Source organism: Amycolatopsis sp. cg9 (assembly GCF_041346945.1).
Lineage (GTDB): Bacteria > Actinomycetota > Actinomycetes > Mycobacteriales > Pseudonocardiaceae > Amycolatopsis.
Map to the genome: position 1 here is coordinate 3,110,666 of NZ_CP166850.1, position 19,815 is coordinate 3,130,480.

The 19,815-nt window shown below is 72.5% G+C and carries 20 protein-coding genes; 13 read left to right on the top strand and 7 right to left on the bottom strand.

Annotation, left to right across the window (positions count from 1 at the left end; translation table 11 throughout):
• The first annotated feature begins 105 nt into the window (after window positions 1–105).
• Genes AB5J73_RS14910 through AB5J73_RS14920 form a run of 3 tightly spaced genes read left to right on the top strand, consistent with a single transcriptional unit; the run spans window position 106 to window position 1,960 of the window.
• Window positions 106–579, top strand: coding sequence for an Lrp/AsnC family transcriptional regulator (locus AB5J73_RS14910; protein WP_370970305.1), 474 nt, complete (start codon window positions 106–108; stop codon window positions 577–579).
• An 11-nt stretch (window positions 580–590) separates the two neighbouring features.
• Entirely contained in the window at window positions 591–878 is a 288-nt protein-coding gene (locus tag AB5J73_RS14915; RefSeq protein WP_160696465.1) for a DUF4229 domain-containing protein, read from the top strand.
• Window positions 875–1,960, top strand: coding sequence for a PLP-dependent cysteine synthase family protein (locus AB5J73_RS14920; protein WP_370970306.1), 1,086 nt, complete (start codon window positions 875–877; stop codon window positions 1,958–1,960). The genes AB5J73_RS14915 and AB5J73_RS14920 overlap by 4 nt, the downstream gene beginning before the upstream one ends.
• Here the strand turns inward: AB5J73_RS14920 and AB5J73_RS14925 are convergent.
• The 5 genes from AB5J73_RS14925 to AB5J73_RS14945 form a co-directional block, all read right to left on the bottom strand.
• On the bottom strand, window positions 1,957–2,829 hold the full coding sequence (locus tag AB5J73_RS14925; RefSeq protein WP_370970307.1) for a 1,4-dihydroxy-2-naphthoate polyprenyltransferase: 873 nt from the start codon (window positions 2,827–2,829) through the stop codon (window positions 1,957–1,959). The genes AB5J73_RS14920 and AB5J73_RS14925 overlap by 4 nt on opposite strands.
• 23 nt (window positions 2,830–2,852) lie before the next feature.
• Window positions 2,853–5,639, bottom strand: a complete 2,787-nt coding sequence (locus tag AB5J73_RS14930; protein ID WP_370970308.1) for a BTAD domain-containing putative transcriptional regulator — start codon at window positions 5,637–5,639, stop codon at window positions 2,853–2,855.
• 155 nt (window positions 5,640–5,794) lie between these two features.
• Window positions 5,795–5,938: a hypothetical protein gene (locus AB5J73_RS14935; protein ID WP_370970309.1), complete on the bottom strand. Its 144-nt coding sequence runs from the start codon at window positions 5,936–5,938 to the stop codon at window positions 5,795–5,797.
• Between the two features lie 51 nt (window positions 5,939–5,989).
• Window positions 5,990–7,114, bottom strand: coding sequence for an o-succinylbenzoate--CoA ligase (gene menE / locus AB5J73_RS14940; RefSeq protein WP_370973156.1), 1,125 nt, complete (start codon window positions 7,112–7,114; stop codon window positions 5,990–5,992).
• 1 nt (window position 7,115) lies between these two features.
• Window positions 7,116–8,039 (bottom strand): 1,4-dihydroxy-2-naphthoyl-CoA synthase, encoded by a 924-nt coding sequence (locus AB5J73_RS14945; RefSeq protein ID WP_370970310.1) that lies wholly within the window; start codon window positions 8,037–8,039, stop codon window positions 7,116–7,118.
• Between the two features lie 51 nt (window positions 8,040–8,090).
• Between AB5J73_RS14945 and menD the strand changes: the two genes are divergently transcribed.
• The 3 genes from menD to AB5J73_RS14960 all read left to right on the top strand — a co-directional run bounded on the left by menD (window position 8,091) and on the right by AB5J73_RS14960 (window position 11,873).
• Window positions 8,091–9,767: a 2-succinyl-5-enolpyruvyl-6-hydroxy-3-cyclohexene-1-carboxylic-acid synthase gene (menD, locus tag AB5J73_RS14950; RefSeq protein WP_370970311.1), complete on the top strand. Its 1,677-nt coding sequence runs from the start codon at window positions 8,091–8,093 to the stop codon at window positions 9,765–9,767.
• Window positions 9,768–9,892: 125 nt separating this feature from the next.
• Complete coding sequence (locus AB5J73_RS14955; RefSeq protein ID WP_370970312.1) at window positions 9,893–11,404, top strand: M1 family metallopeptidase; 1,512 nt, start codon at window positions 9,893–9,895, stop codon at window positions 11,402–11,404.
• A gap of 22 nt (window positions 11,405–11,426) precedes the next feature.
• Entirely contained in the window at window positions 11,427–11,873 is a 447-nt protein-coding gene (locus tag AB5J73_RS14960; RefSeq protein WP_370970313.1) for a DUF3592 domain-containing protein, read from the top strand.
• A gap of 227 nt (window positions 11,874–12,100) precedes the next feature.
• Here the strand turns inward: AB5J73_RS14960 and AB5J73_RS14965 are convergent, their stop codons facing one another.
• Window positions 12,101–12,937 (bottom strand): inositol monophosphatase, encoded by an 837-nt coding sequence (locus AB5J73_RS14965; RefSeq protein WP_370970314.1) that lies wholly within the window; start codon window positions 12,935–12,937, stop codon window positions 12,101–12,103.
• A gap of 177 nt (window positions 12,938–13,114) precedes the next feature.
• Between AB5J73_RS14965 and AB5J73_RS14970 the strand changes: the two genes are divergently transcribed.
• Together AB5J73_RS14970 and AB5J73_RS14975 are read left to right on the top strand one after the other, a co-directional pair.
• On the top strand, window positions 13,115–14,185 hold the full coding sequence (locus AB5J73_RS14970) for a glycosyltransferase family 4 protein (RefSeq protein WP_370970315.1): 1,071 nt from the start codon (window positions 13,115–13,117) through the stop codon (window positions 14,183–14,185).
• 1 nt (window position 14,186) lies between these two features.
• The gene (locus AB5J73_RS14975; RefSeq protein WP_086863780.1) at window positions 14,187–15,290 is read left to right on the top strand and encodes a glycosyltransferase; all 1,104 of its coding nucleotides are present in this window, start codon (window positions 14,187–14,189) and stop codon (window positions 15,288–15,290) included.
• A gap of 4 nt (window positions 15,291–15,294) precedes the next feature.
• On the opposite strand, the gene AB5J73_RS14980 is transcribed toward AB5J73_RS14975, so the two are convergent.
• Complete coding sequence (locus AB5J73_RS14980; RefSeq protein ID WP_370970316.1) at window positions 15,295–15,747, bottom strand: MarR family winged helix-turn-helix transcriptional regulator; 453 nt, start codon at window positions 15,745–15,747, stop codon at window positions 15,295–15,297.
• A gap of 53 nt (window positions 15,748–15,800) precedes the next feature.
• On the opposite strand from AB5J73_RS14980, the gene AB5J73_RS14985 reads away from it, so the two are divergent.
• The 5 genes from AB5J73_RS14985 to AB5J73_RS15005 all read left to right on the top strand — a co-directional run bounded on the left by AB5J73_RS14985 (window position 15,801) and on the right by AB5J73_RS15005 (window position 19,813).
• Window positions 15,801–16,346 carry a DUF4386 domain-containing protein gene (locus AB5J73_RS14985; protein ID WP_370970317.1) on the top strand — a complete coding sequence of 182 codons (546 nt, stop codon included), beginning with the start codon at window positions 15,801–15,803 and terminating at the stop codon, window positions 16,344–16,346.
• Window positions 16,347–16,355: 9 nt separating this feature from the next.
• A complete protein-coding gene (locus AB5J73_RS14990) occupies window positions 16,356–17,045 on the top strand; it encodes a demethylmenaquinone methyltransferase (protein WP_370970318.1) in 690 nt (229 codons plus the stop codon).
• Between the two features lie 9 nt (window positions 17,046–17,054).
• Window positions 17,055–18,341, top strand: a complete 1,287-nt coding sequence (locus tag AB5J73_RS14995; RefSeq protein WP_370970319.1) for a geranylgeranyl reductase family protein — start codon at window positions 17,055–17,057, stop codon at window positions 18,339–18,341.
• Between the two features lie 499 nt (window positions 18,342–18,840).
• Window positions 18,841–19,260: an NADH-quinone oxidoreductase subunit A gene (locus AB5J73_RS15000; RefSeq protein WP_086863695.1), complete on the top strand. Its 420-nt coding sequence runs from the start codon at window positions 18,841–18,843 to the stop codon at window positions 19,258–19,260.
• A gap of 4 nt (window positions 19,261–19,264) precedes the next feature.
• On the top strand, window positions 19,265–19,813 hold the full coding sequence (locus tag AB5J73_RS15005; RefSeq protein ID WP_020643101.1) for an NADH-quinone oxidoreductase subunit B family protein: 549 nt from the start codon (window positions 19,265–19,267) through the stop codon (window positions 19,811–19,813).
• Window positions 19,814–19,815 lie beyond the last annotated feature (2 nt).

Here is a 19,815-nt window from a genome sequence, read left to right on the forward strand (position 1 = left end):
AACTATCATTTCGTGACGTGAAGTGCGGGAACGCCGTTCCAGCGGGTCACCGGCCGCGAGGTGTGGTGCCAATGGGGGATTGTCCAACCGCATAGAGTGATCCCCGTGGATCAGTTGGACCGGAAGATCATCGCGGCGTTGCGCATCAACGGACGGGCCACCTACGCCGACCTCGGGCGGGCCGTCGGCCTGTCCGCGTCATCGGTGCACGAGCGGGTCGGCAAGCTGGAAGCCGCCGGCGTGATCACCGGCTACCACGCGGTCGTGGACCCGAGCTCGGTCGGGCTCGGCGTCACCGCCCTCGTCGGCATCCATCCCACCGACACCGCGACCGAGGACGACGTCGCCCAAGCGCTCGGCGAGCTCGACGAGGTCGAGAGCTGCTACGCCGTGGCGGGCGACGAGGCGTTCGTCGTCAAGGTGCGCGTGCCGACCGTCGACGAGCTGGAGCGGACCCTGGCCCGGCTCCGCCGCATCCCCGGCGTCGGGCGGACGAACACCACGGTCGTGCTCTCGACGCGGTTCGAGGGCCGCCCGAACAACGCGGGCCTGCAGAAGGACCGGTCGGGCGGGGCGTAGCCTGCGTTGGTGTGAGCGACGAGAAGGCCGGAAACCTGCCGCGTGACCTGACGCTGTACCTGCTGGCGCGGTTCGTGCTGGTCGGGGCGATCGCCTGGGGCCTGTCCCTGGCCGGCGTGCCGCTGCTGGTGGCACTGCTCATCGGCCTGGTCGTCGGCCTCCCGCTGGGCCTGCTGCTGTTCCGCGGCCTCAACGCCCGGGTGACGGCCGGCCTGGCGAAGCGCAACGAGAAGCGTGCCCGGGCCCGTGCCCAGCTGCGCGCCCAGCTCCGCGGCGACTCAGCCGGGCAGCCGGAGTGAGCCGCCCGCACAGCCGCAGCTGGGTCCGCGAGGCCGTCCGCATCATCGAGGCCGACGCCAACCGCAGCGCCGACACGCACCTGCACGTCTTCCCGCTGCCCCCGGAGTGGGGCATCGACCTCTACCTCAAGGACGAGTCCGTCCACCCGACCGGCTCGCTCAAGCACCGCCTGGCCCGGTCGCTGCTCCTCTACGGGCTCGTCAACGGCCACATCGGGCCGGACACCGTGCTCGTCGAGGCGTCCAGCGGTTCGACCGCGGTGTCCGAGGCCTACTTCGCCCGCATGCTCGGGCTGCGCTTCGTCACCGTCGTGCCGCGCAAGACGTCGAGGGAGAAGATCGCCCTCATCGAGTTCTACGGCGGCGAGTGCCACTACGTCGACGAAGCCCCGGCGATGTACCCGGAGGCCGAGCGGCTCGCGGCCGAGTGCGGCGGGCACTACCTCGACCAGTTCACCTACGCCGAGCGCGCGACCGACTGGCGCGGCAACAACAACATCGCCGAGTCGGTGTTCGCGCAGATGCGCTCGGAGCGCCACCCGGTGCCCAGCTGGATCGTCGTCGGCGCGGGCACCGGCGGCACGAGCGCGACCTTCGGCCGGTACGTCCGCTACAAGCGGCACACCACGAAGATCTGCGTGGTCGACCCGGAGAACTCGTCGTTCTACGGCGCCTGGGAAACCGGCGCGCTCGACTACGCCACCGGCATGCCGTCGCGGATCGAAGGCATCGGGCGCCCGCGCTGCGAGCCGTCGTTCGTGCCGGGCGTCATCGACGAGATGTTCCGGATCCCCGACGCGGGTTCGCTGGCGGCCATCCGCCTGCTGCGCGAGCGCACCGGCCACTGGGCGGGCGGCTCGACCGGCACCAACCTCTACGGCGCGTTCCGGCTGATCTCCCGCATGGTCGAGGACGGCCAGGCGGGCAGCGTCGTGACGCTGCTCTGCGACGGCGGCGAGCGGTACGCGCACACGTACTACAACGACGACTGGCTGGCCCAGCAGGGGCTCGACCTGGCGCCGCACACGGCGTTGTTCGAGGAGTTCCTGACGACCGGGAAGTTCTTCGTCCCGGAGGGCTAGAGGTTCACGGTGATCGCCGTGACCACCGCCCACAGGAGCATCGCCAAGCCGGTGTCCCGCAGCGCGGGGATCAGCTCGCGCCCGGTCTTCCCGCCGTGGACGGCGCCCACCGCGGGCAGCAGCAGGGCGATGCTGATCACGGGCAGGAAGGCCAGCGGGTGGCCGGTGACCGCCAGGACCACGCTGAGCACGTAGGGCACCGCGATCAGCACCAGGTACAGCCGCCGCGTGCCGCCGTCGCCGAGGCGGGTGGCCAACGTGCGCTTGCCGGACTCGATGTCCGTCGGGATGTCCCGCAGGTTGTTGGCCGTCAGGACCGCCGTCGAGAACGAGCCGACCGCGACCGCGCACGCCAGCGCGGCCCAGCTGACCCGGCCCGCCTGGACGTAGACCGTGCCGAGCACGCCGGCCAGCCCGAAGAAGACGAACACGGCGATCTCGCCGAAGCCGTAGTAGCCGTAGGGCTTCTTGCCGCCGGTGTAGAACCACGCGCCGAGGATGCACAGCGCGCCCATCACCAGCAGCCACCAGTGCCCGCTGGTGACCACCAGCACCAGCCCCAGCACCCCGGCCAGCCCCAGCGAAACCAGTGCGGCGGTCAGCACGGCCTTCGGCGCGGCGACCCCCGAGCCGACCAGGCGCAGCGGCCCGACGCGGTTCTCGTCCGTGCCGCGGATGCCGTCGGAGTAGTCGTTGGCGTAGTTGACGCCGACGATCAGCGAGAGGGAGACCAGCAGCGCCAGCACCGAACGCCACCAGGAAAACGCGTCCAGCGCGATCGCCGCGCCGACCCCCGCCACCACCGGCGCCACCGCGTTCGGCAGCGTCCGGGGCCGGGCCCCCTCGATCCACTCGCTCATTGAAGCCATGGCGCCATTCAACGCCATGTCGATCAGTGCCCGGCGGGAACCCGGGCCGCCGCGTGCTCGCCGTCCATCGCGCCGAGCTGCCGCCGGACGCGGTCGGCGTCGCGGGGCCGGTCCTGCTGCCGGTACAGCTCGAGCGCTTCCCGCCACGCCGTGCGGGCCTGGTCCGGCCGGCCGAGGGCGGCGAGGGGCCCGCCGAGGCGGTCCAGGGTGTCGGCCACCTGGAAGGTGTTGCCGCGGTCGCGGTACAGCGTGAGCGCGCGCCGGAAGTACTCGACAGCGGGCTCGTGGTGGCCGCTCCGGGACTCGATGTAGCCGAGGCTGTCCAAGGTGTCCGCCTCGGCGTGCGCGTCGCCGTGGCGGCGATGCAGGGCCAGCGCGGCCTCGCAGTGGCTCCGCGCGGTCTCGTGGTCGCCGACCTGGGCGGCCAGCCAGCCCACCTGGTTGAGCTCGCGCGCCTCCCACACCGGCTTGCCGAGGGTGCGGAAGAGCGCCAGCGCGCGGGTGGCGTGGTCCAGCGCCCGCCGGTCGTCGCCGCGCAGCTGCCAGACCCAGGAAAGCCCGTGCTGGGCGAGGCCCTGTTCGTCCCGCTCGTCGGTGCGCCCGGCGAGCGAGACGGCTTCCTGCAGGTGCTCGACGGCTTCGTCGTGCCGGCCGAGGTTCGCCTGGACGTCGGCGAGCAGCCGGTGCGCGCGGCACGTCGCGACCGGATCGGCCAGGTGCGCGGTGGAGTCCAGTGCGGTCCGCCACACCGCGAGCCGGTCGGGCAGCATGCCCCGCCGGTTCTGGAAGGTGTGCAGGCCCCACGCGAGCTGCCACACCACGTCGTGCCACCCGGCGGCCGCGGCGGCGTGCTGGGCCGCCAGGAGGTTGGCGTGCTCGCTGTCGAACCAGTCCAGCGCGGCCGAGTCGTCGCGCAGCGGGTGCGGTCCGGCGCCGGGGGCGGGCTCGGCGAGCGGGACCGCCTGGCGGTGCGGGTCCAGGTGGTGGTCGGCGGCGTGGGACGTGTGGAGGTAGCAGTCGAGCACGCGCCGCAAGGCCGCTTCCCGCTCGGCCGGGCGGAGCTCCTGCTCGGCGGTCACCGCGGCGTAGTCGCGGATCAGGTCGTGCATGGTGAAGCGCCCGCCCGGCCGCCGGCTGAGCAGCGACACCTCCTCCAGCGTGGTCAGCACCTTCGCGGTCCGCTGCGGGGACGAACCGGCGAGCGCGGCCGCGGCCGGCAGCCCGATGTCGGGCCCGGGTGCGGTGCCGAGCAGGGCGAACACCGTCCGCTGCTCGCTCGTGAGGGCCCGCAGCGACCACGAAAGGACCGCGGGCAGGCTGACGGTCGGATCTTCGTGGTCGAAGGCGTCGAGGCCGGTGTCCCGCAGTTCGGTGGCGAACTCCGCGAGCGGGATCCGCGGGCGCGTCTGCGCGTGGCGGCCCACGATCGCCAGCGCCAGCGGGTAGCGCCCGCACAGCCCGATCAGCTCCTCGACCGCGTCCGGTTCGGCCGCCAGGCGGGCCGGGCCCAGGCGCCCGGTCAGCAGTGCCCGGGCTTCGCCGTGGCTGAGGATGTCCAACTGGAGGTGCCGGGCGCCGTGGCGCGTGATCAACGGCGCCAGGTGGCGGCGGCTGGTCACGACGGTCGTGCACGTGGCGCTGCCCGGCAGCAGCGGGATCACCTGGTCCGCGTCGGCCGCGTTGTCCAGCACCACCAGCATCCGCTTGCCGTCGACGAGCTTCCGGTACAACGCGGTCCGGGCTTCCGGGTCGCTCGGGATCCGGCCGGGGGCGACGCCCAGCGCGCCGAGGAACCCCCGCACCACGACCGACGGTTCCAGCGGGGCACTCGCGGAGGAGAAGCCGTGCAGGTCGGCGAACAGCCGGCCGTCCGGGAACCGGTCGCGGTGGGCGGCCGCCCAGTGCAGCACCAGCCAGGTCTTGCCGACCCCGCCGGCGCCGGCGAGCGCGGAGATCTGCACCACGGGCCCTTCGTCCGCGTCGCGGGTGAGCGCGGCGAGTTCGTCCTCGCGGCCGATGAACGACGGCGGCGCCGCGGGGAACCGGTCCGGGACCGCGCCGGTGTCCGGGGCGGCGCCGGTCAGCTCCGGATCACCGCGCAGGATCCGCTGGTGCAGCTCCCGCAGCGGCGGGCTCGGATCGGCGCCCAGCTCCTCGGCGAGCCGGTGCCGGAGCTGCTCGAAGTGCTCGAGGGCCTCGGCTTGCCGGCCGCTGCGGTACCGCGCCAGCAGGACCTGACCGGCGAGCCGCTCGTCCAGCGGGTGTTCGCGGGTCCACGCCGTCAGGTCGGCGAGCAGCTCGGCGTGCCGTCCCCGGCGCAGCCGCACGTCGGTGTGGTCGAGCCGCGCCGACCACTGTTCGGCGCGCAGGGCCCGGCGCAGGTCACCGGCCCACGGCGTGTCCAGGTCGGCGAGGGCGTCACCGCGCCAGAGCGCGAGCGCCCGCTCGAACAGCGCCTCGGCCTCGTCGTCTTCGGCTTCGCGCGCCTCGGCTACGAGCCGCCGGAACCGGTGCAGGTCCACGGCGTCGGGGTCGACGCGCGGGAGGTAGCCGCCGGGGAGCCGCCGGATCTCCAGCCCCGCGCCGGCCGGTGAGTGCCGCAGGCGGGACAGGTAGCTGTGCAACGACTCCCGCGCGCGCAACGGCGGGTGGTCCGCCCACACCCGGTCGATCAGCCGGTCGACCGGCACCAGGTGGTTCGCGTCGGCCAGCAGCGCCGCCAGCACGGCCCGCTGCCGCGCGGGCCCGAGCTCGACCGGCTCGCCGTCCACCCGGGCTTCGATCGTGCCCAGCAACCGGAACTCCACCACCGCGCCTCCCCTCGCCCCCGCATTCGACCAGCTCGTTCAAGCGGTCTGCAAGGTACGCGCAAGGTGCCGGGGGCACGGTGGGGGAACACCGGGCGTCCGGCCGGGGCCCGTGCCATCGAGGGGTTGGCACGGTTCCCGCCGGGCGGACCGGGGGCTCAGTCGGTCGGCGGCAGCTGCCAGGTGAGCTGGCCGCTGTTGGGGTCCACGGCGGGGCCGTCGGCCAGCGCCGTGCCCACCGGAAGGAGAACCCCCAGAGCGACGGCGGTGCTGATCAGAGCGGTGCGAAGCCAGCGCGTCATGGTGGGTAGCCAAGCGTGCGCACGCCGTGAATGTCAACGAAGTGCCACCATTCAGCCGCGCAAACCCGACTGGAGTCGGGTCTTCACCGCCGCCCGGTCGATCTTGCCCGGTCCGCGCAGGGGCAGTTCGGTGCCGAACTCGATGCGCTTCGGCGCCGACGCCGGGCCCAGCTCCGCGCGGACCGCCGCGCGCAGCTCGCCCGGGTCACCCGCCGGGACGACCAGCGCCACCACCGCCTCGCCCCATTCCGGGTCGGGCAGGCCGACGACGCAGGCGTCCCGCACGCCGGGCTGCGCGCACAGGACGCGTTCGATCGCGTTCGCCGACACCTTCACCCCGCCGGTGTTGATCATGTCGTCCGCGCGCCCCAGCACCTCCAGGCGGCCGTCTTCGTGGCGGACACCGCGGTCGGAGGTGGTGAACCAGCCGTCGGAGAACGCGTCGGCGGTCAGGTCCGGGCGGAGCCGGTAGCCGTGGGCGAGGACGTCGCCGGCGATGCGGATCCGGCCGTCGGCGAGGTCGATCCGGACGCCGTCGAGCGGGAAGCCGTCGTAGACGCAGCCGCTCGCGGTCTCGCTCATCCCGTAGGCGGGCACGATCCGGACCCCGGCGTCGGCCGCGCGTTCGCGCAGGGCGGGGGTGGTCGCGGCGGCGCCGAGCACGATCGCGTCGAACGTCTTCGCCGCGGCCAGTCCCGCGCCGCCGTCGTCGAGCAGCCGGACCAGCTGGGTCGGCACCAGGGCCGTGTAGCGGGGGCCGCCGGTCAGCGTCGCCGCCGCGGCCGCGAAGTCGTCCGGGCGGAAGCCGGTACCGGTCAGGAACGCGGGCTCGGTGCCCGCGAGCAGGGAGCGGACCAGCACCTGCAGCCCGCCGATGTACTGCGCGGGGGTCGCGAGGAGCCAGTGGCCGGGGCCGCCGAGGCGGGCGTGCGTGGCCTCGGCGGACGCGGTCAGCGCGCGGGCCGAGAGCAGCACGCCCTTCGGGGCGCCGGTCGAGCCGGACGTGGCGATGACCACGGCGGTGCCCGGCTCGGCGGGCTGGTCCGGCGCCATCGCGTCCCGCAGCGCGGGGTCGGTGAACGGCAGCACCGCCGGGCCGCCGTCCAGGGCGGCCGCGACGGCCCGCTTCACCGCCTCGAGCGACTCGGGGGAGCCGTCGAGGCCGATCGGGAGCAGCTCAGTAGTAATAGGGGACGTCCTTGAAGTCGGGGTCGCGCTTCTGGAGGAAGGCGTCGCGGCCTTCGACGGCTTCGTCCTGCATGTAGGCCAGGCGGGTGGTCTCGCCGGCGAACAGCTGCTGGCCGACCATGCCGTCGTCGGTGAGGTTGAACGCGTACTTGAGCATCCGCTGCGCCGTCGGCGACTTGCCGACGATGGTCCACGCCCAGTCCAGCGCCTCTTTTTCGAGGTCGGCGTGCGGGACGACGGCGTTGACCGCACCCATGTGGTGCATCTGCTCGGCGGAGTACTCGCGGCCGAGGAAGAAGATTTCGCGGGCGAACTTCTGGCCGACCATCTTCGCCAGGTAGGCCGAGCCGTAGCCGGCGTCGAACGAGCCGACGTCGGCGTCGGTCTGCTTGAACTTGGCGTGCTCGGCCGAGGCGAGGGTGAGATCGCACACGACGTGCAGGGAGTGCCCGCCGCCCGCGGCCCAGCCCGGCACGACCGCGATCACCGGTTTCGGCAGGAACCGGATCAGCCGCTGGACCTCGAGGATGTGCAGCCGGCCGGCCTGGGCGGGGTCGACCGTGTCGGAGGTCTCGCCGCTGGCGTACTGATAGCCGGAGCGTCCGCGAATACGCTGGTCACCACCGGAGCAGAACGCCCACCCGCCGTCCTTGGGCGAGGGGCCGTTGCCGGTGAGCAGGACGCACCCGACGTCCGAGCTCATCCGGGCGTGGTCCAGCGCCCGGTAGAGCTCGTCGACGGTGTGCGGCCGGAAGGCGTTGCGGACCTCCGGGCGGTCGAACGCGACGCGCACCACGCGTTTGCCGCCGCGGTTCTCAGCGGATCGGTGGTAGGTGATGTCGGTGAAGGCGAAACCTTCGACCTCGGTCCACGCGGCCGGATCGAACAGCTCGGAAACTCGGGCGTCATCCACGTTTGGGAGAATAGGACCTGTGGACATCTCTGATCTGCTTGGAGCCTGCCGGTGAACCCTTCCACCGCGCAGGCCAGGGTGATCGTCGACGAACTCGTCCGCAACACCGTTTCGCACGTCGTCCTCTGCCCGGGCTCCCGCAACGCGCCGCTGTCGATCGCGCTGTACGACGCGGCGGCGGCCGGGAAGCTCCAGCTCCACGTCCGCATCGACGAGCGCGGGGCCGCGTTCCTCGCGCTCGGCATCGCCGCGCGCACCGGCCGCCCGGTGGCCGTGCTCTGCACGTCCGGGACCGCGGCCGCGAACTTCCACCCGGCCGTCCTGGAGGCCGACCGGGCGGGTGTCCCGTTGATCGTGCTGACCGCCGACCGGCCGCCCGAGCTGCGGGCCGCGGGTGCGTCGCAGGTCATCGACCAGCACCAGCTCTACGGCGACGCCATCCGGTACTTCGACGAGCTGGCCGTCGCCGAGCGGCGGGCCGGGCAGAACTCGTACTGGCGCAGCCAGATCTGCCGCGCCTGGAACGCCGCCTACGGCGAGTGGCGCTGCGGGCCGGTGCACCTGAACATCCCGTTCCGCGAGCCGCTCGTGCCCGACGTGGACGACGACGGCGAGTGGTACGAGTCGCTCGACGGCCGTCCTGACGGGTCCCGCTGGACCGAGCTGCCGGACTTCGGCGCGCTGCCCTCCTTCGTGGTGCCTTCGGCGCGCCACGGCCTGGTGATCGCGTGCGACACCGGCGTCCAGGCGGCCAGCGAGTGGGCCGAGCAGCACGGCTGGCCGGTGATCTCGGAGACCGGCGGGATCGGGCTGTCCGGCGGCACGGCGATCTCGTCCGGCGCGTGGCTGCTGGGCGTCGAGGAGTTCATCTCGCGGCACAAGCCGGAGCAGGTGCTCTGCCTCGGGCGGCCGACGGTGTTCCGCCAGATCCAGAAGGTGCTGTCGGACGCCTCGGTCGAGGTCCTGCTGGTCCGGCCGGACTCGGACTGGCCGGCGCCGGCGCACAACGTCCGGCAGGTCGGGCAGTGGTTCGACGAGCCGACCAAGCCCGCCGACCCGGAGTGGCTGGCGAGCTGGCGCCGCGCCGACGCGGCGGCCGCGTCCGCCGTCGCCGCGACGCTGGCCGAAGAGCCGTGGCCCAGCGGGCTGCGCGTGGCGACCGAGCTGGTGGACGTGCTGCCGCCGGACTCGCTGCTGGTCGTGGGCTCGTCCAACCCGACCCGGGACGTGGCGCTGGCCGGGCGGCTGCGCCCGGACGTCCTCGTGCACCGCAACCGCGGCGTCGCGGGCATCGACGGCACGGTGTCGACGGCGATCGGGGCCGCGTACGTCCACCGCGGCCCGTCGTACGCGCTGCTGGGCGACCTGACGTTCCTGCACGACGCGTCGGGCCTGCTGACCGGCCCGGCCGAGCAGCGCCCGGACCTGACGATCGTGGTGCTGAACGACGACGGCGGCGGCATCTTCTCGCTGTTGGAGCAGGGCGCACCGGAGCACGCGGCGAGCTTCGAGCGCGTCTTCGGCACCCCGCACGGCGCCGACCTGGGCGCGCTGTGCGCCGGCTACCGCGTCCCGCACGTCGTGGCGGAGACGCTGACGGAGTTCCGGGCCGCGCTGGCGCCGGCCCCGGGGCTGCGGGTCGTCGAGGTGCGGGTGGACCGCTCGCGCCACCGCGACCTGCACGCCCGGCTGCGCTCCGCGGTCAGCGCGGCCGTGTCCTCGGCCTGACGGCGTTGGTCAACCGCTTTCCGGGTGGGATCCCAGCAGGCAAGATCCTCCCTTCGGCTGTTCCTGGGTGCTTCCTGGCTGGCTACGTTCGAGCGCGCTGAACCTCACCCGTTGGAGGGATTCGAATGCGTGCAAGAACTCGCACCGGCCTCGGTGTGCTCGCGGCCGGGGTCGCCTCGGTGCTGCTCGCCGGTACCGCCAGTGCGGCCCCGGCGCCGGGTGCACCCGGCGCCGGTGACTCGTACTACCCGAACGCCGGCAACGGCGGCACGGACGTGCTGCACTACGACATCCGCCTGAGCTACCAGCCCGCGACCGACGTGCTGGCCGGCACCACCACGCTGCTGCTCACCGCGACGCAGGACCTCTCGCGGTTCGACCTCGACTTCGCGCTGAAGGCGTCGAGCGTGCGCGTGAACAACCGCCCGGCGCAGTTCACGAACCAGACCGGCAACGGCGAGCTCGTCGTCACCCCGGCGCAGCCGCTGCTCAAGGGCCAGACCGCGACCGTCGTCGTCGCCTACTCGGACACGCCGTCGACGGAGAAGGTGGACGGCCTCAACGCGTGGAAGAAGGGGTCGTTCGGCGCGCTCGGCATCGACGAGCCGCAGAGCTCGGCCTGGTGGTTCCCGGCCAACGACCACCCGACCGACAAGGCGACCTACGACGTCACGATCGAAGCCCCGGACGACAACGTTGCCATCTCCAACGGCTCGCTCGTGCGCACGACGAAGAGCCGCGCCGGCTGGACCCGCTGGCAGTGGCGCAGCACCAAGCCGCAGGCCACCTACCTGACGTCGTTCATCGTCGGCAAGTACGAGCTGGTCCAGTCCACGACGCCGGACGGCAAGCCGTTCGTCACGGCGTACGGCGCCGACCTCGGCGACTCGCTGTACGCGGCGAAGGCGAGCGTCGAGCGGACGCCGGAGATCAACGAGTTCCTGGCCACCCAGTTCGGCCCGTACCCGTTCGAGGCGGAGGGCGGCGTCGTCACCAGCGGCATCACGTTCTCCCTGGAGAACCAGACCCGGCCGACCTACGGTGCCCGCAACTTCCGCGCGGGCTCGAACACGACGCTGATCGCGCACGAGAACGCGCACCAGTGGTTCGGCGACAACGTCTCCCTCGGCCGCTGGAGCGACATCTGGCTGAACGAGGGCTTCGCGTCCTACGCGGAGTGGCTGTGGTCGGAGCACGAGGGCGAGGGCACGGTCGCCGAGCTGGCGCAGTACACCTACGACTCCAACGCGGCCGACGCCGACCTGTGGAAGCTCGTCCCGGCCGACCCGGGCGCGGACAACCAGTTCGACAACGCCGTGTACGACCGCGGCGCGCTGACGCTGCAGGCGCTGCGGACCGCGGTCGGCGACGAGGCGTTCTTCAAGATCCTGCAGACGTGGCAGGTGCAGAAGGGCGGCAAGGACGGCCGGATCCTGGAGTTCATCGCGCTGGCGGAGAAGATCTCGGGCAAGCCGCTGCACGACCTGTTCCAGACCTGGCTGTACACGGCGGGCAAGCCCGCGGTGGGCCCGAACGGCGCGGCGGCGGTTTCCCGCTTCGCTGCCCCGGCGAAGCCCAAGTCGTTCGACCAGATCCAGGCGAACCACCGGTTCCTCGCCACGGAACACGCGCACTGAGCAAGACCGCTACGCTCGCGGCGTGAGCACGAGAGGTGAGCGGGCGAGGCGCGTCGGGTGGTGGGCCACCCTCGGCGTCGCCTCGCTCCTCACCGTGATGTGCGTCTGCTTGCTCTTCGCGGCGATCCGCAACGACGGCGCGATCTCCGCCCAGCTCGGCACCGCCACGGCGACGGTCGACTCGGTGGCGTTCGACCGCACGATCATCCACTTCGAAACCCCGGACGGCATCGTCCACAGCCCGGCGAACGGCGTCCTCTACCCGGACGGCCTGGCGGCGGGCCAGCTGGTCCGCATCGAGTACGACGCGTCCGACCCGGAACTGGCCAGGGTGGCCGGCCGCTCGGCGACGTTGACGCTGCTGCCGCTGGGGAGCTTCGTGTTCTTCACGTGGCTGGTGGCGGGGCCGCTGCTGTGGTGGATCCGCCGGGTGGACAAGCGAGCCGTCCCGGCCCCGGCAGCCGCCTGACCGACCGCTTTCACGTGAAAGCGGCGGCGGGCACGTAGCCGAAGGTCGCGAATGACTCATTCGCGACCTCCGACGTCCCGAATGAGTCATTCGCGACCTTCCCAGCCACTCGCAGCGGCGGCCTGACCGACCGGCGTGGCTGGGCCGACGCCCCGAACGACCCGTTCACGACCTCCGCCGCCGACCGCCCGACCGGGCCCTGAGCGCACTTTCACGTGAAAGTGCGCTCAGCCCGCGTGGGCCGTCTCCTGCCACCAGCCCAGCACCTCGTCGGCCACCCCCGGGGCCGCCACCAGGAGCCCGTCCGTCGGCAGGGCTGTGTCCTCGCCGTGCCGGTCCAGCACCACCGCGCCCGCCTCGATCGCCATCGCCACGGAGCCGGCCACGTCCCACTCGTGGTAGCTGTGCAGCACCGCCGCCGCCGCGTGGCCCAGCGCGACCTGGGCGATCGACAGCGCCGCCGAGCCCAGCACCCGGACCCCCGCGTGCGCCGCCGCGGCGCGCTCGATGAAGCCGCCCATGCCCGGCCACGGGCCCCGGCGGGCGAACTCCGTGCAGACCAGCGCGCCCGCCGTCACGCAGCGGTCGGTGAGGCGGACCGGTTTGCCGTTCGCGCGGGCCCCTCGTCCGCGCGCCGCGGCGTAGATCTGGGCGCGGTACGGGTCCGCGACCACCCCCACCACCGGTCCCGCCTCGTCCACCAGCGCCAGGCTGTACGCGCACCACGGCACCCCGGCCACGTAGTTCGCCGTCCCGTCCACCGAGTCGACCACCCAGCGGTACTCGGCGACGTCCGCGCCGTGGTCCGCGCCGAACTCGTGGCCGACCACCGGGATGCCGGGGAACTCCGCGGTCAGCACGCGCCGCGTGTGCCGCTCCAGGATGCGGTCGGTGTCGGTGACCCAGTCGAAGGGCGAGTCCAGCGTCGACGGGTGGGCGCCGCGGCCGGCGGTCGCGGTGATCACGTCGGTGGCGTCGTTGGCCAGCCGTCCGGCCACTTCGAGCGCCCTCGACAGCAGGCCGGGCTCGACGGGCCGCGGCGGCCGGGAGGACAAGAGGGTCATGCCTGCTTAGTCTGGGCCCCCGTGGTTTCCAGGACACGACCTTGAGATGACATGTCGTAGCCGATCTGTTCCGGCAGCGTTGGCCGCCGTGTCACGCGGTCGCCAGCATCGGGTGCGATCGTCCAAGACGTGCGAGTCGCCATAGTCACCGAAAGTTTCCTGCCCCAGGTGAACGGCGTGACCAACTCCGTCCTGCGGGTCGTCGAGCACCTGCGCGAACGCGCCCACGACGTGCTGATCATCGCCCCCGGCCCGGGCCCGGACTCCTACCGCGGCGCCCCGGTCGTCCGGATCCCCGCGCTGGACTTCCCCGGCGTGAACTCCCTGCCGATCGGCGTGCCGACGCGGACGGTGCTCAACGCCCTCAGCGCGTTCGGCCCGGACGTCGTGCACCTCGCCTCGCCGTTCGTCGTCGGCGCGAGAGGGCTCGCGGCGGCGCGACGGCTGCGCGTGCCGTCGATCGCCGTCTACCAGACCGACATCGCCGGGTTCGCCGCCGCGTACGGCTTCGGCATCGCCGCGCGCGCCGCCTGGCGGTGGGTGCGGCGGCTGCACTCGCGCGCCGACCGGACCCTCGCGCCGTCCAGTGACTCGGTCGCCCAGCTGGAGCTGCACGGCGTCCCGCGGGTGCACCGGTGGGCGCGGGGTGTCGACATCGACCGCTTCTCGCCGTCGCACGCCGACCCGGCGCTGCGGGCGGAACTGGCCCCGGACGGCGAGCTGCTCGTCGGGTTCGTCGGCAGGCTGGCGCCGGAAAAGGAAGTCGACCGGCTGGCCGCGCTGGCCGGGGCGCCGGGGATCCGCGTGGTCGTCGTCGGCGACGGCCCCGAACTCGAAAACCTCCGGGAGCAGCTGCCCGGCGCCGCCTTCCTCGGCGCGAAGTACGGCGACGAGCTCTCCAAGGCGTACGCGAGCTTCGACGTCTTCGTCCACACCGGACCGCACGAGACGTTCTGCCAGGCGGTGCAGGAGGCGATGGCGTCCGGGCTGCCCGTGCTCGCCCCGGACGCGGGCGGCCCCAAGGACCTCGTCCTGCCCGGCCGCACCGGCTACCTGCTGCCCGCCGGCCGCGCGGAGTTCGGCCCGGCGCTGGTCGAGAAGGTCGACGCCCTGCGCGACGCGGCCCTGCGGGAGCGGCTGGGCGAGAAGGCGCGCAAGGTGGTGCTCGGCCGGACCTGGCCGGCCGTCTGCCACGAGCTCGTGGGGCACTACGAAGCCGTGCGGGGCCGGGCCGTCCGCGCGGCCTGACATGCACATCGTCCAGCTCGCGAACTTCTACGGGCCGCGCTCGGGCGGGCTCCGGACCGCGCTGCACCACCTGGGCGCCGGCTACGTCGCGAGCGGCCACCGGGTGACGCTCGTGGTGCCCGGCACCCGGTACGCCGACGAAGTCCTGCCCACGGGCGTGCGGCGGTTTTCCTTGCCGGCGCCCAAGATCCCGGGCACCGGCGGGTACCGCGCGGTCGACCCGCACCGCGTCCGCGCGGTGCTGCGAAGACTCGAACCGGACCGGCTGGAGGTGTCGGACCGGCTGACGCTGCGCGGGATGGGTGGCTGGGCGCGGCGCCACGGCGTCCCCAGCACGGTCATCTCGCACGAGCGCCTCGACCGGCTGCTGGAGCAGTTCCTGCTGCCGGAGCCGGTGGCGCGCCGCGTCGCCGACGTCGCGAACCGGCGGATGGCCGAGAGCTACGACACGGTCGTCTGCACGACGGCGTTCGCCCGGGCGGAGTTCGACCGGATCGCCGCCCCGAACGTCCACCGGGTACCGCTCGGCGTCGACCTGGCGACGTTCCGGCCGGCCATGCGCGACGACGGCTGGCGCACCGATCTCGCCGGGGGAGCGGACGCCCTGCTCGTCCACTGTGGACGGCTGTCGCCGGAGAAGCACGTGGAGCGCAGCGTGGACACCGTCGCTTCGCTGACCGAGGCCGGCGTGAAGGTGCGGCTGGTGGTGGCGGGCGACGGCCCCCGCCGCCGGGCGCTGGAACGCCGGGCGCGCGGCCTGCCGGTGACGTTCCTGGGGTTCCTGTCCGGCCGCGGCGACGTCGCACGCCTGCTGGCCAGCGCGGACGTCTCGCTGGCGCCCGGCCCGCACGAGACGTTCGGGCTCGCGGCGCTGGAGGCGCTGGCGTCCGGGACGCCGGTGGTGGTGTCGGCGTCCTCGGCGCTGCGGGAGATCGTCGGCCCGGGGTGCGGCGCGGCGGTCGACGACCACGCGCCCGCGTTCGCCTCCGCCGTGACGAACCTGCTCGACAGCCCCGAAGACCTGCGCCGCGCGGCGGCCCGCGCCCGGGCGGAGCAGTTCACCTGGCCCGCCGCGGTGGCCGGGATGCTGGCCGCCTTCCGCTGACCCCTCACGGACGCGCGTAGCCGGGGTGGACGCCCGGGGTGAGGTCCTGGTCGGCGGCGATCTTGGTCAGGAGGGCGTGCAGGGTCGCGCGCTCGTCGTCCGACAACGCCGCGGTGAGCGTGCGGTCGTGGGCGGCCGCGGCCTGGGCGACGCGGCCCATGAACGCCCGGCCGTCCTCGCTGAGCTCCAGCGCGTAGAGCCGCCGGTCTTCCGGGTTGCGGTGGCGCTCGATCAGGCCGCGCTTCTCCAGGCCGTCGACCAGCGCGACCAGCCTGGTGGGCGGGGTGCCGAGCTGGGCCGCGATCGCCTGCTGGCTCTGCCCCGGCCGCGTCGCGACCAGCCGCAGCAGCCCGACCTGCGGCGGCGTCAGGTCCAGCTCGCCGATCCGCTCGGTGAACCGCTGCGCCGCGTGCGCGCCCACCTGGGCCAGCAGGAACGCGCTGCCGAAACCGTTCATGACCGGAACCGTAGCCGTTGACAATCGATTACACCAGTGTAATCGTTTATACCATGAAACGAATCGCAGTCATCGCCTACGGCCTGTTCACCGTCGCCGGGGGAGTCCTCGGCGCCACCGGCACCCGCCCGGATTCGTCCGCGGCCGAGATCGCCGCCTACGACGCCGCCCACCAGGGGCTCGTCCAGTTGCTGGCCCTCGTCGTCTTCGGCGCCGGGCTGTCCCTCGCGACCTGGACGGCGGCCGCGAGACCACCGAAGCTCGGCTACGCCGGCGGCTTGCTCGCGTCCGGCTCGCTCCTGCTGAGCGGCCTCGCCACCTGGACGGCCGCGCAGAACCCGGACTTCGGCCGCCCGTTCACGTCGCTGGCCTTCGCGGCAGGCGCCTTCGGGTTCGCCGTGCCCCTCGCGCTGCTCATCGCGGACGTGGCGCGCTCCGAGCGGAAGTGGCTCGCGGTCACCGGCTACGTCGTCGCCGCGCTGGCCGGGCTCTCGGCGTTCGGCATGCTGACCGAGGTGCTCTACCCGTTGGTCCCGGTGGCGCGCTTCGGCGGGCTCGTCTGGCTGGTGCTCGCAACCTTCGTCAAGCCCCGCGACTAATCTCAAGTCATGTCACGCGCAAGCCTGGACAAGGACCCGCACGAAGTCGCCGCGATGTTCGACGGCGTCGCGTCCGGGTACGACCGGGCGAACTCGTTCATGACCTTCGGCTTCGACCGGCGCTGGCGCACCACCACCGCCCGCGTGCTCGACGCCCGCCGCGGCGAGAAGGTCCTGGACCTGGCCGCCGGCACCGGGGTGTCCACCGTCGAGTACGCCCGCGGTGGCGCCTGGTGCCTGGCCGCGGACTTCTCGTTCGGCATGCTGCGCGCCGGGCTGCACCGCAAGGTCCCGATGGTCGCGGCCGACGCGCTCAACCTGCCGTTCGCCGACGAGAGCTTCGACGCCGTGACGATCTCGCTGGCGCTGCGCAACTTCGTCGACACGAAGGCGGCGCTCACCGAGATCGCCCGGGTGGTCAAGCCCGGCGGCCGGCTGGTGATCTGCGAGGTCTCGACGCCGCCGTTCGCCCCGATCCGGTTCATCCACCGGCGGTTCATGCTGAAGCTGCTCACGTGGGTCGGCAAGCGGACGTCGTCCAACCCCGAGGCGTACTCCTACCTGGCCGAATCGATGCTGGCCTGGCCGGACCAGCGCACGCTCGGCGAGATCATCGCGAGCGCGGGCTGGGCCGACGTCGAGTGGTTGAACCTCACATTCGGCGTCGTGGCGATCCACCGCGCGCGCAAGCCTGCCTAAACTCGCGGTATGAGCCGTCGTAGCCCTGACCAGGACGCCGAAGTCATCGTCGTCGGCGCCGGACCGGCCGGGTCCACCGTCGCGACCTACCTCGCCCGGTCGGGCGTCGACGTCCTGCTGCTGGAGAAGACCGAGTTCCCGCGCGAGAAGGTCTGCGGCGACGGCCTGACCCCGCGCGGTGTCAAGCAGCTCATCGACCTGGGCATCGACACCAGCGAGGACGCCGGCTGGGTGCACAGCCGCGGCCTGCGGATCCTCACCGGCGACCTGACGCTGGAGCTCGACTGGCCGGACCTCACGAGCTACCCGCCGTACGGCGTTTCCCGCACCCGCCACGACTTCGACGACCTGCTGGCGAAGCTCGCGGTGAAGGCGGGCGCGCGGCTCTACGAGCGCACGACCGTCACGAGCGCGATCACGAACGCGAGCGGGCGCGTGGTCGGCGTCGAGGCGAAGGTCGGTCCGGAGAGGACGCCGGTGCACTACCGCGCGCCGCTCGTCCTGGCCTGCGACGGCGTCTCCGCGCGGCTCGCGCTGAGCGTCGGCATCCAGAAGAACGAGAAGCGCCCGATGGGCGTGGCGGTGCGCCAGTACTACAAGAGCCCGCGCCACGACGACCCGTTCATCGAGGGCCACCTCGAGCTGTGGGACAAGTCCGACCCGCGCGACCCGAAGCTGCTGCCGGGCTACGGCTGGGCGTTCCCGCTCGGCGACGGCACGGTGAACGTCGGCCTCGGCATGCTCTCGACGTCGGCGTCGTTCCGGAACACCGACTACCGCGCGCTGCTGCGCCAGTGGCTCGACGGGACGCCGGAGGAGTGGGGCTACCGCGAGGAGAACGCGATCGGCAAGGTCGGCGGCGCCGGCCTCCCGATGGGCTTCAACCGCACCCCGCACTACCGCGACGGCCTCCTGCTGCTCGGCGACGCGGGCGGCATGGTCAGCCCGTTCAACGGCGAGGGCATCTCGGCGGCGATGGAGTCGGCCCAGATCGCGGCGGAGGTCGTCGTGCAAGCGCTTGCGCGGCGCGAAGGCCCTTCCCGCGAGCGGGCGCTGGAGGCGTACCCGCGCGCGGTCCGTGAGCTGATGGGCGGCTACTACCAGCTGGGGAACGTGTTCGCGAAGATCATCGGCAAACCGAAGATCATGCACGCCTGCACCAAGTACGGGCTCCGCATCAACAAGCTGCTGCCGCTGGTCTACAAGGGCCTGTCCGGCTGCTACGACGCCAAGGGCGGCGACGGCGTCGACCGCCTGATCTCGGCCCTCGCGAAGGCTGCTCCCTCCCCGCGCTGACCCCGGCCAACCCCGCACTTTCACGTGAAAGTGCGGCCCCCAGGTCGGCACTTTCACGTGAAAGTGCCGACCTTTGCGCGCGCGGACACTCGGGTGGACTAACAAGTTGGCCGTGCGGTCAGTGGGATAGCTCACACCGCGATGTCTGTTTTGTCCGGTCGGGGAACGATCTTGCGACACCTTCGCGCAGGTCGCGCGGCCGCCGTCATCACCTCGTGACAACGATGGCGCCGAAACTTAGGGCACCCTTATAACACGGGGGCCTAGGGACAAGAGTGTGAGTCGCGTCCTAGACTCCCCCCATGCTTTGTGAATCGCTTCACATCCACGACGAGTGGCTTGTGAACTATTTCACAAGCACCTTGAGGTCCAGCCACGGGCCGTAAGGAGACCCTGACCCTCGGCGGTGTGACCCAGGTCCCTTAGGGTGCCGACGAGGCCAAGCGGTTCCCCACCACAAGCACAACCGCATCGGCGCGGAAAGGATGGCGAAGACCCCGTGCTGACGTTGCTGACCCGAACCGACACGGTGCAGCTGGCGCAAGAGGCTCCCAGTCTGAAGCCCTACCTGCCCATCGTGATCCTGTTCGTCCTGGCGCTCGGCTTCGCCGTGCTGTCGGTGCTGCTGGGCCCGCTCGTCGGCCCCAGCCGGTACAACAAGGCGAAGCTCGAGGCGTACGAGTGCGGCATCGAGCCGTCCCCGCAGCCGCTCGTCGGCGGTGGCCGGATGCCGGTCGCGTACTACATCACCGCGATGCTGTTCATCCTGTTCGACATCGAGATGGTCTTCCTCTACCCGTTCGCCGTGCAGGCGGACGCGCTGGGCACGTTCGGCCTGGTGGAGATCCTGCTGTTCATCGCGACGGTCGGCTTCGCGTACGCCTACGTGTGGCGGCGCGGCGGCCTGGATTGGAACTAGACCCATGGGCCTCGAAGAGAAACTCCCCAACGGCATCCTGCTGGCCAGTCTCGAAGGTCTCGTCAACTGGTCGCGGAAGAACTCGATGTGGCCGGCCACCTTCGGGCTCGCCTGCTGCGCGATCGAGATGATGACGGTCGGCGGTTCCCGCTACGACATCGCCCGCTTCGGCATGGAGCGCTTCAGCGCGACGCCGCGGCAGGCCGACCTGATGATCGTCGCCGGCCGGGTCACGCAGAAGATGGCGCCGGTCCTGCGCCAGATCTACGACCAGATGGCCGAGCCCAAGTGGGTGCTCGCCATGGGTGTCTGCGCCTCCTCCGGCGGCATGTTCAACAACTACGCCGTGGTCCAGGGCGTCGACCACATCGTGCCGGTCGACATGTACCTGCCCGGCTGCCCGCCGCGGCCGGAGATGCTGCTGGACGCGATCCTCAAGCTGCACGCCAAGATCCAGGACGAGCCGATCAACGCCCGCCGCGCCGCCATCCGCGCCGCCAGCGGGGCCCGCACCGAGCTCGTCGCGTCGTCGATCAAGTACGCGAAGAAGTAAGC

Coding starts and splice junctions, on each gene's coding strand:
- AB5J73_RS14925 (WP_370970307.1), bottom strand. CDS start 2,829: ATGGCTTCAATGAGCGAGTGGATCGAGGGGGCCCGGCCCCGGACGCTG.
- AB5J73_RS14935 (WP_370970309.1), bottom strand. CDS start 5,938: ATGACGCGCTGGCTTCGCACCGCTCTGATCAGCACCGCCGTCGCTCTG.
- AB5J73_RS14955 (WP_370970312.1), top strand. CDS start 9,893: ATGCGTGCAAGAACTCGCACCGGCCTCGGTGTGCTCGCGGCCGGGGTC.
- AB5J73_RS14965 (WP_370970314.1), bottom strand. CDS start 12,937: ATGACCCTCTTGTCCTCCCGGCCGCCGCGGCCCGTCGAGCCCGGCCTG.
- AB5J73_RS14975 (WP_086863780.1), top strand. CDS start 14,187: ATGCACATCGTCCAGCTCGCGAACTTCTACGGGCCGCGCTCGGGCGGG.
- AB5J73_RS14980 (WP_370970316.1), bottom strand. CDS start 15,747: ATGAACGGTTTCGGCAGCGCGTTCCTGCTGGCCCAGGTGGGCGCGCAC.
- AB5J73_RS14985 (WP_370970317.1), top strand. CDS start 15,801: ATGAAACGAATCGCAGTCATCGCCTACGGCCTGTTCACCGTCGCCGGG.
- AB5J73_RS14990 (WP_370970318.1), top strand. CDS start 16,356: ATGTCACGCGCAAGCCTGGACAAGGACCCGCACGAAGTCGCCGCGATG.
- AB5J73_RS14995 (WP_370970319.1), top strand. CDS start 17,055: ATGAGCCGTCGTAGCCCTGACCAGGACGCCGAAGTCATCGTCGTCGGC.
- AB5J73_RS15005 (WP_020643101.1), top strand. CDS start 19,265: ATGGGCCTCGAAGAGAAACTCCCCAACGGCATCCTGCTGGCCAGTCTC.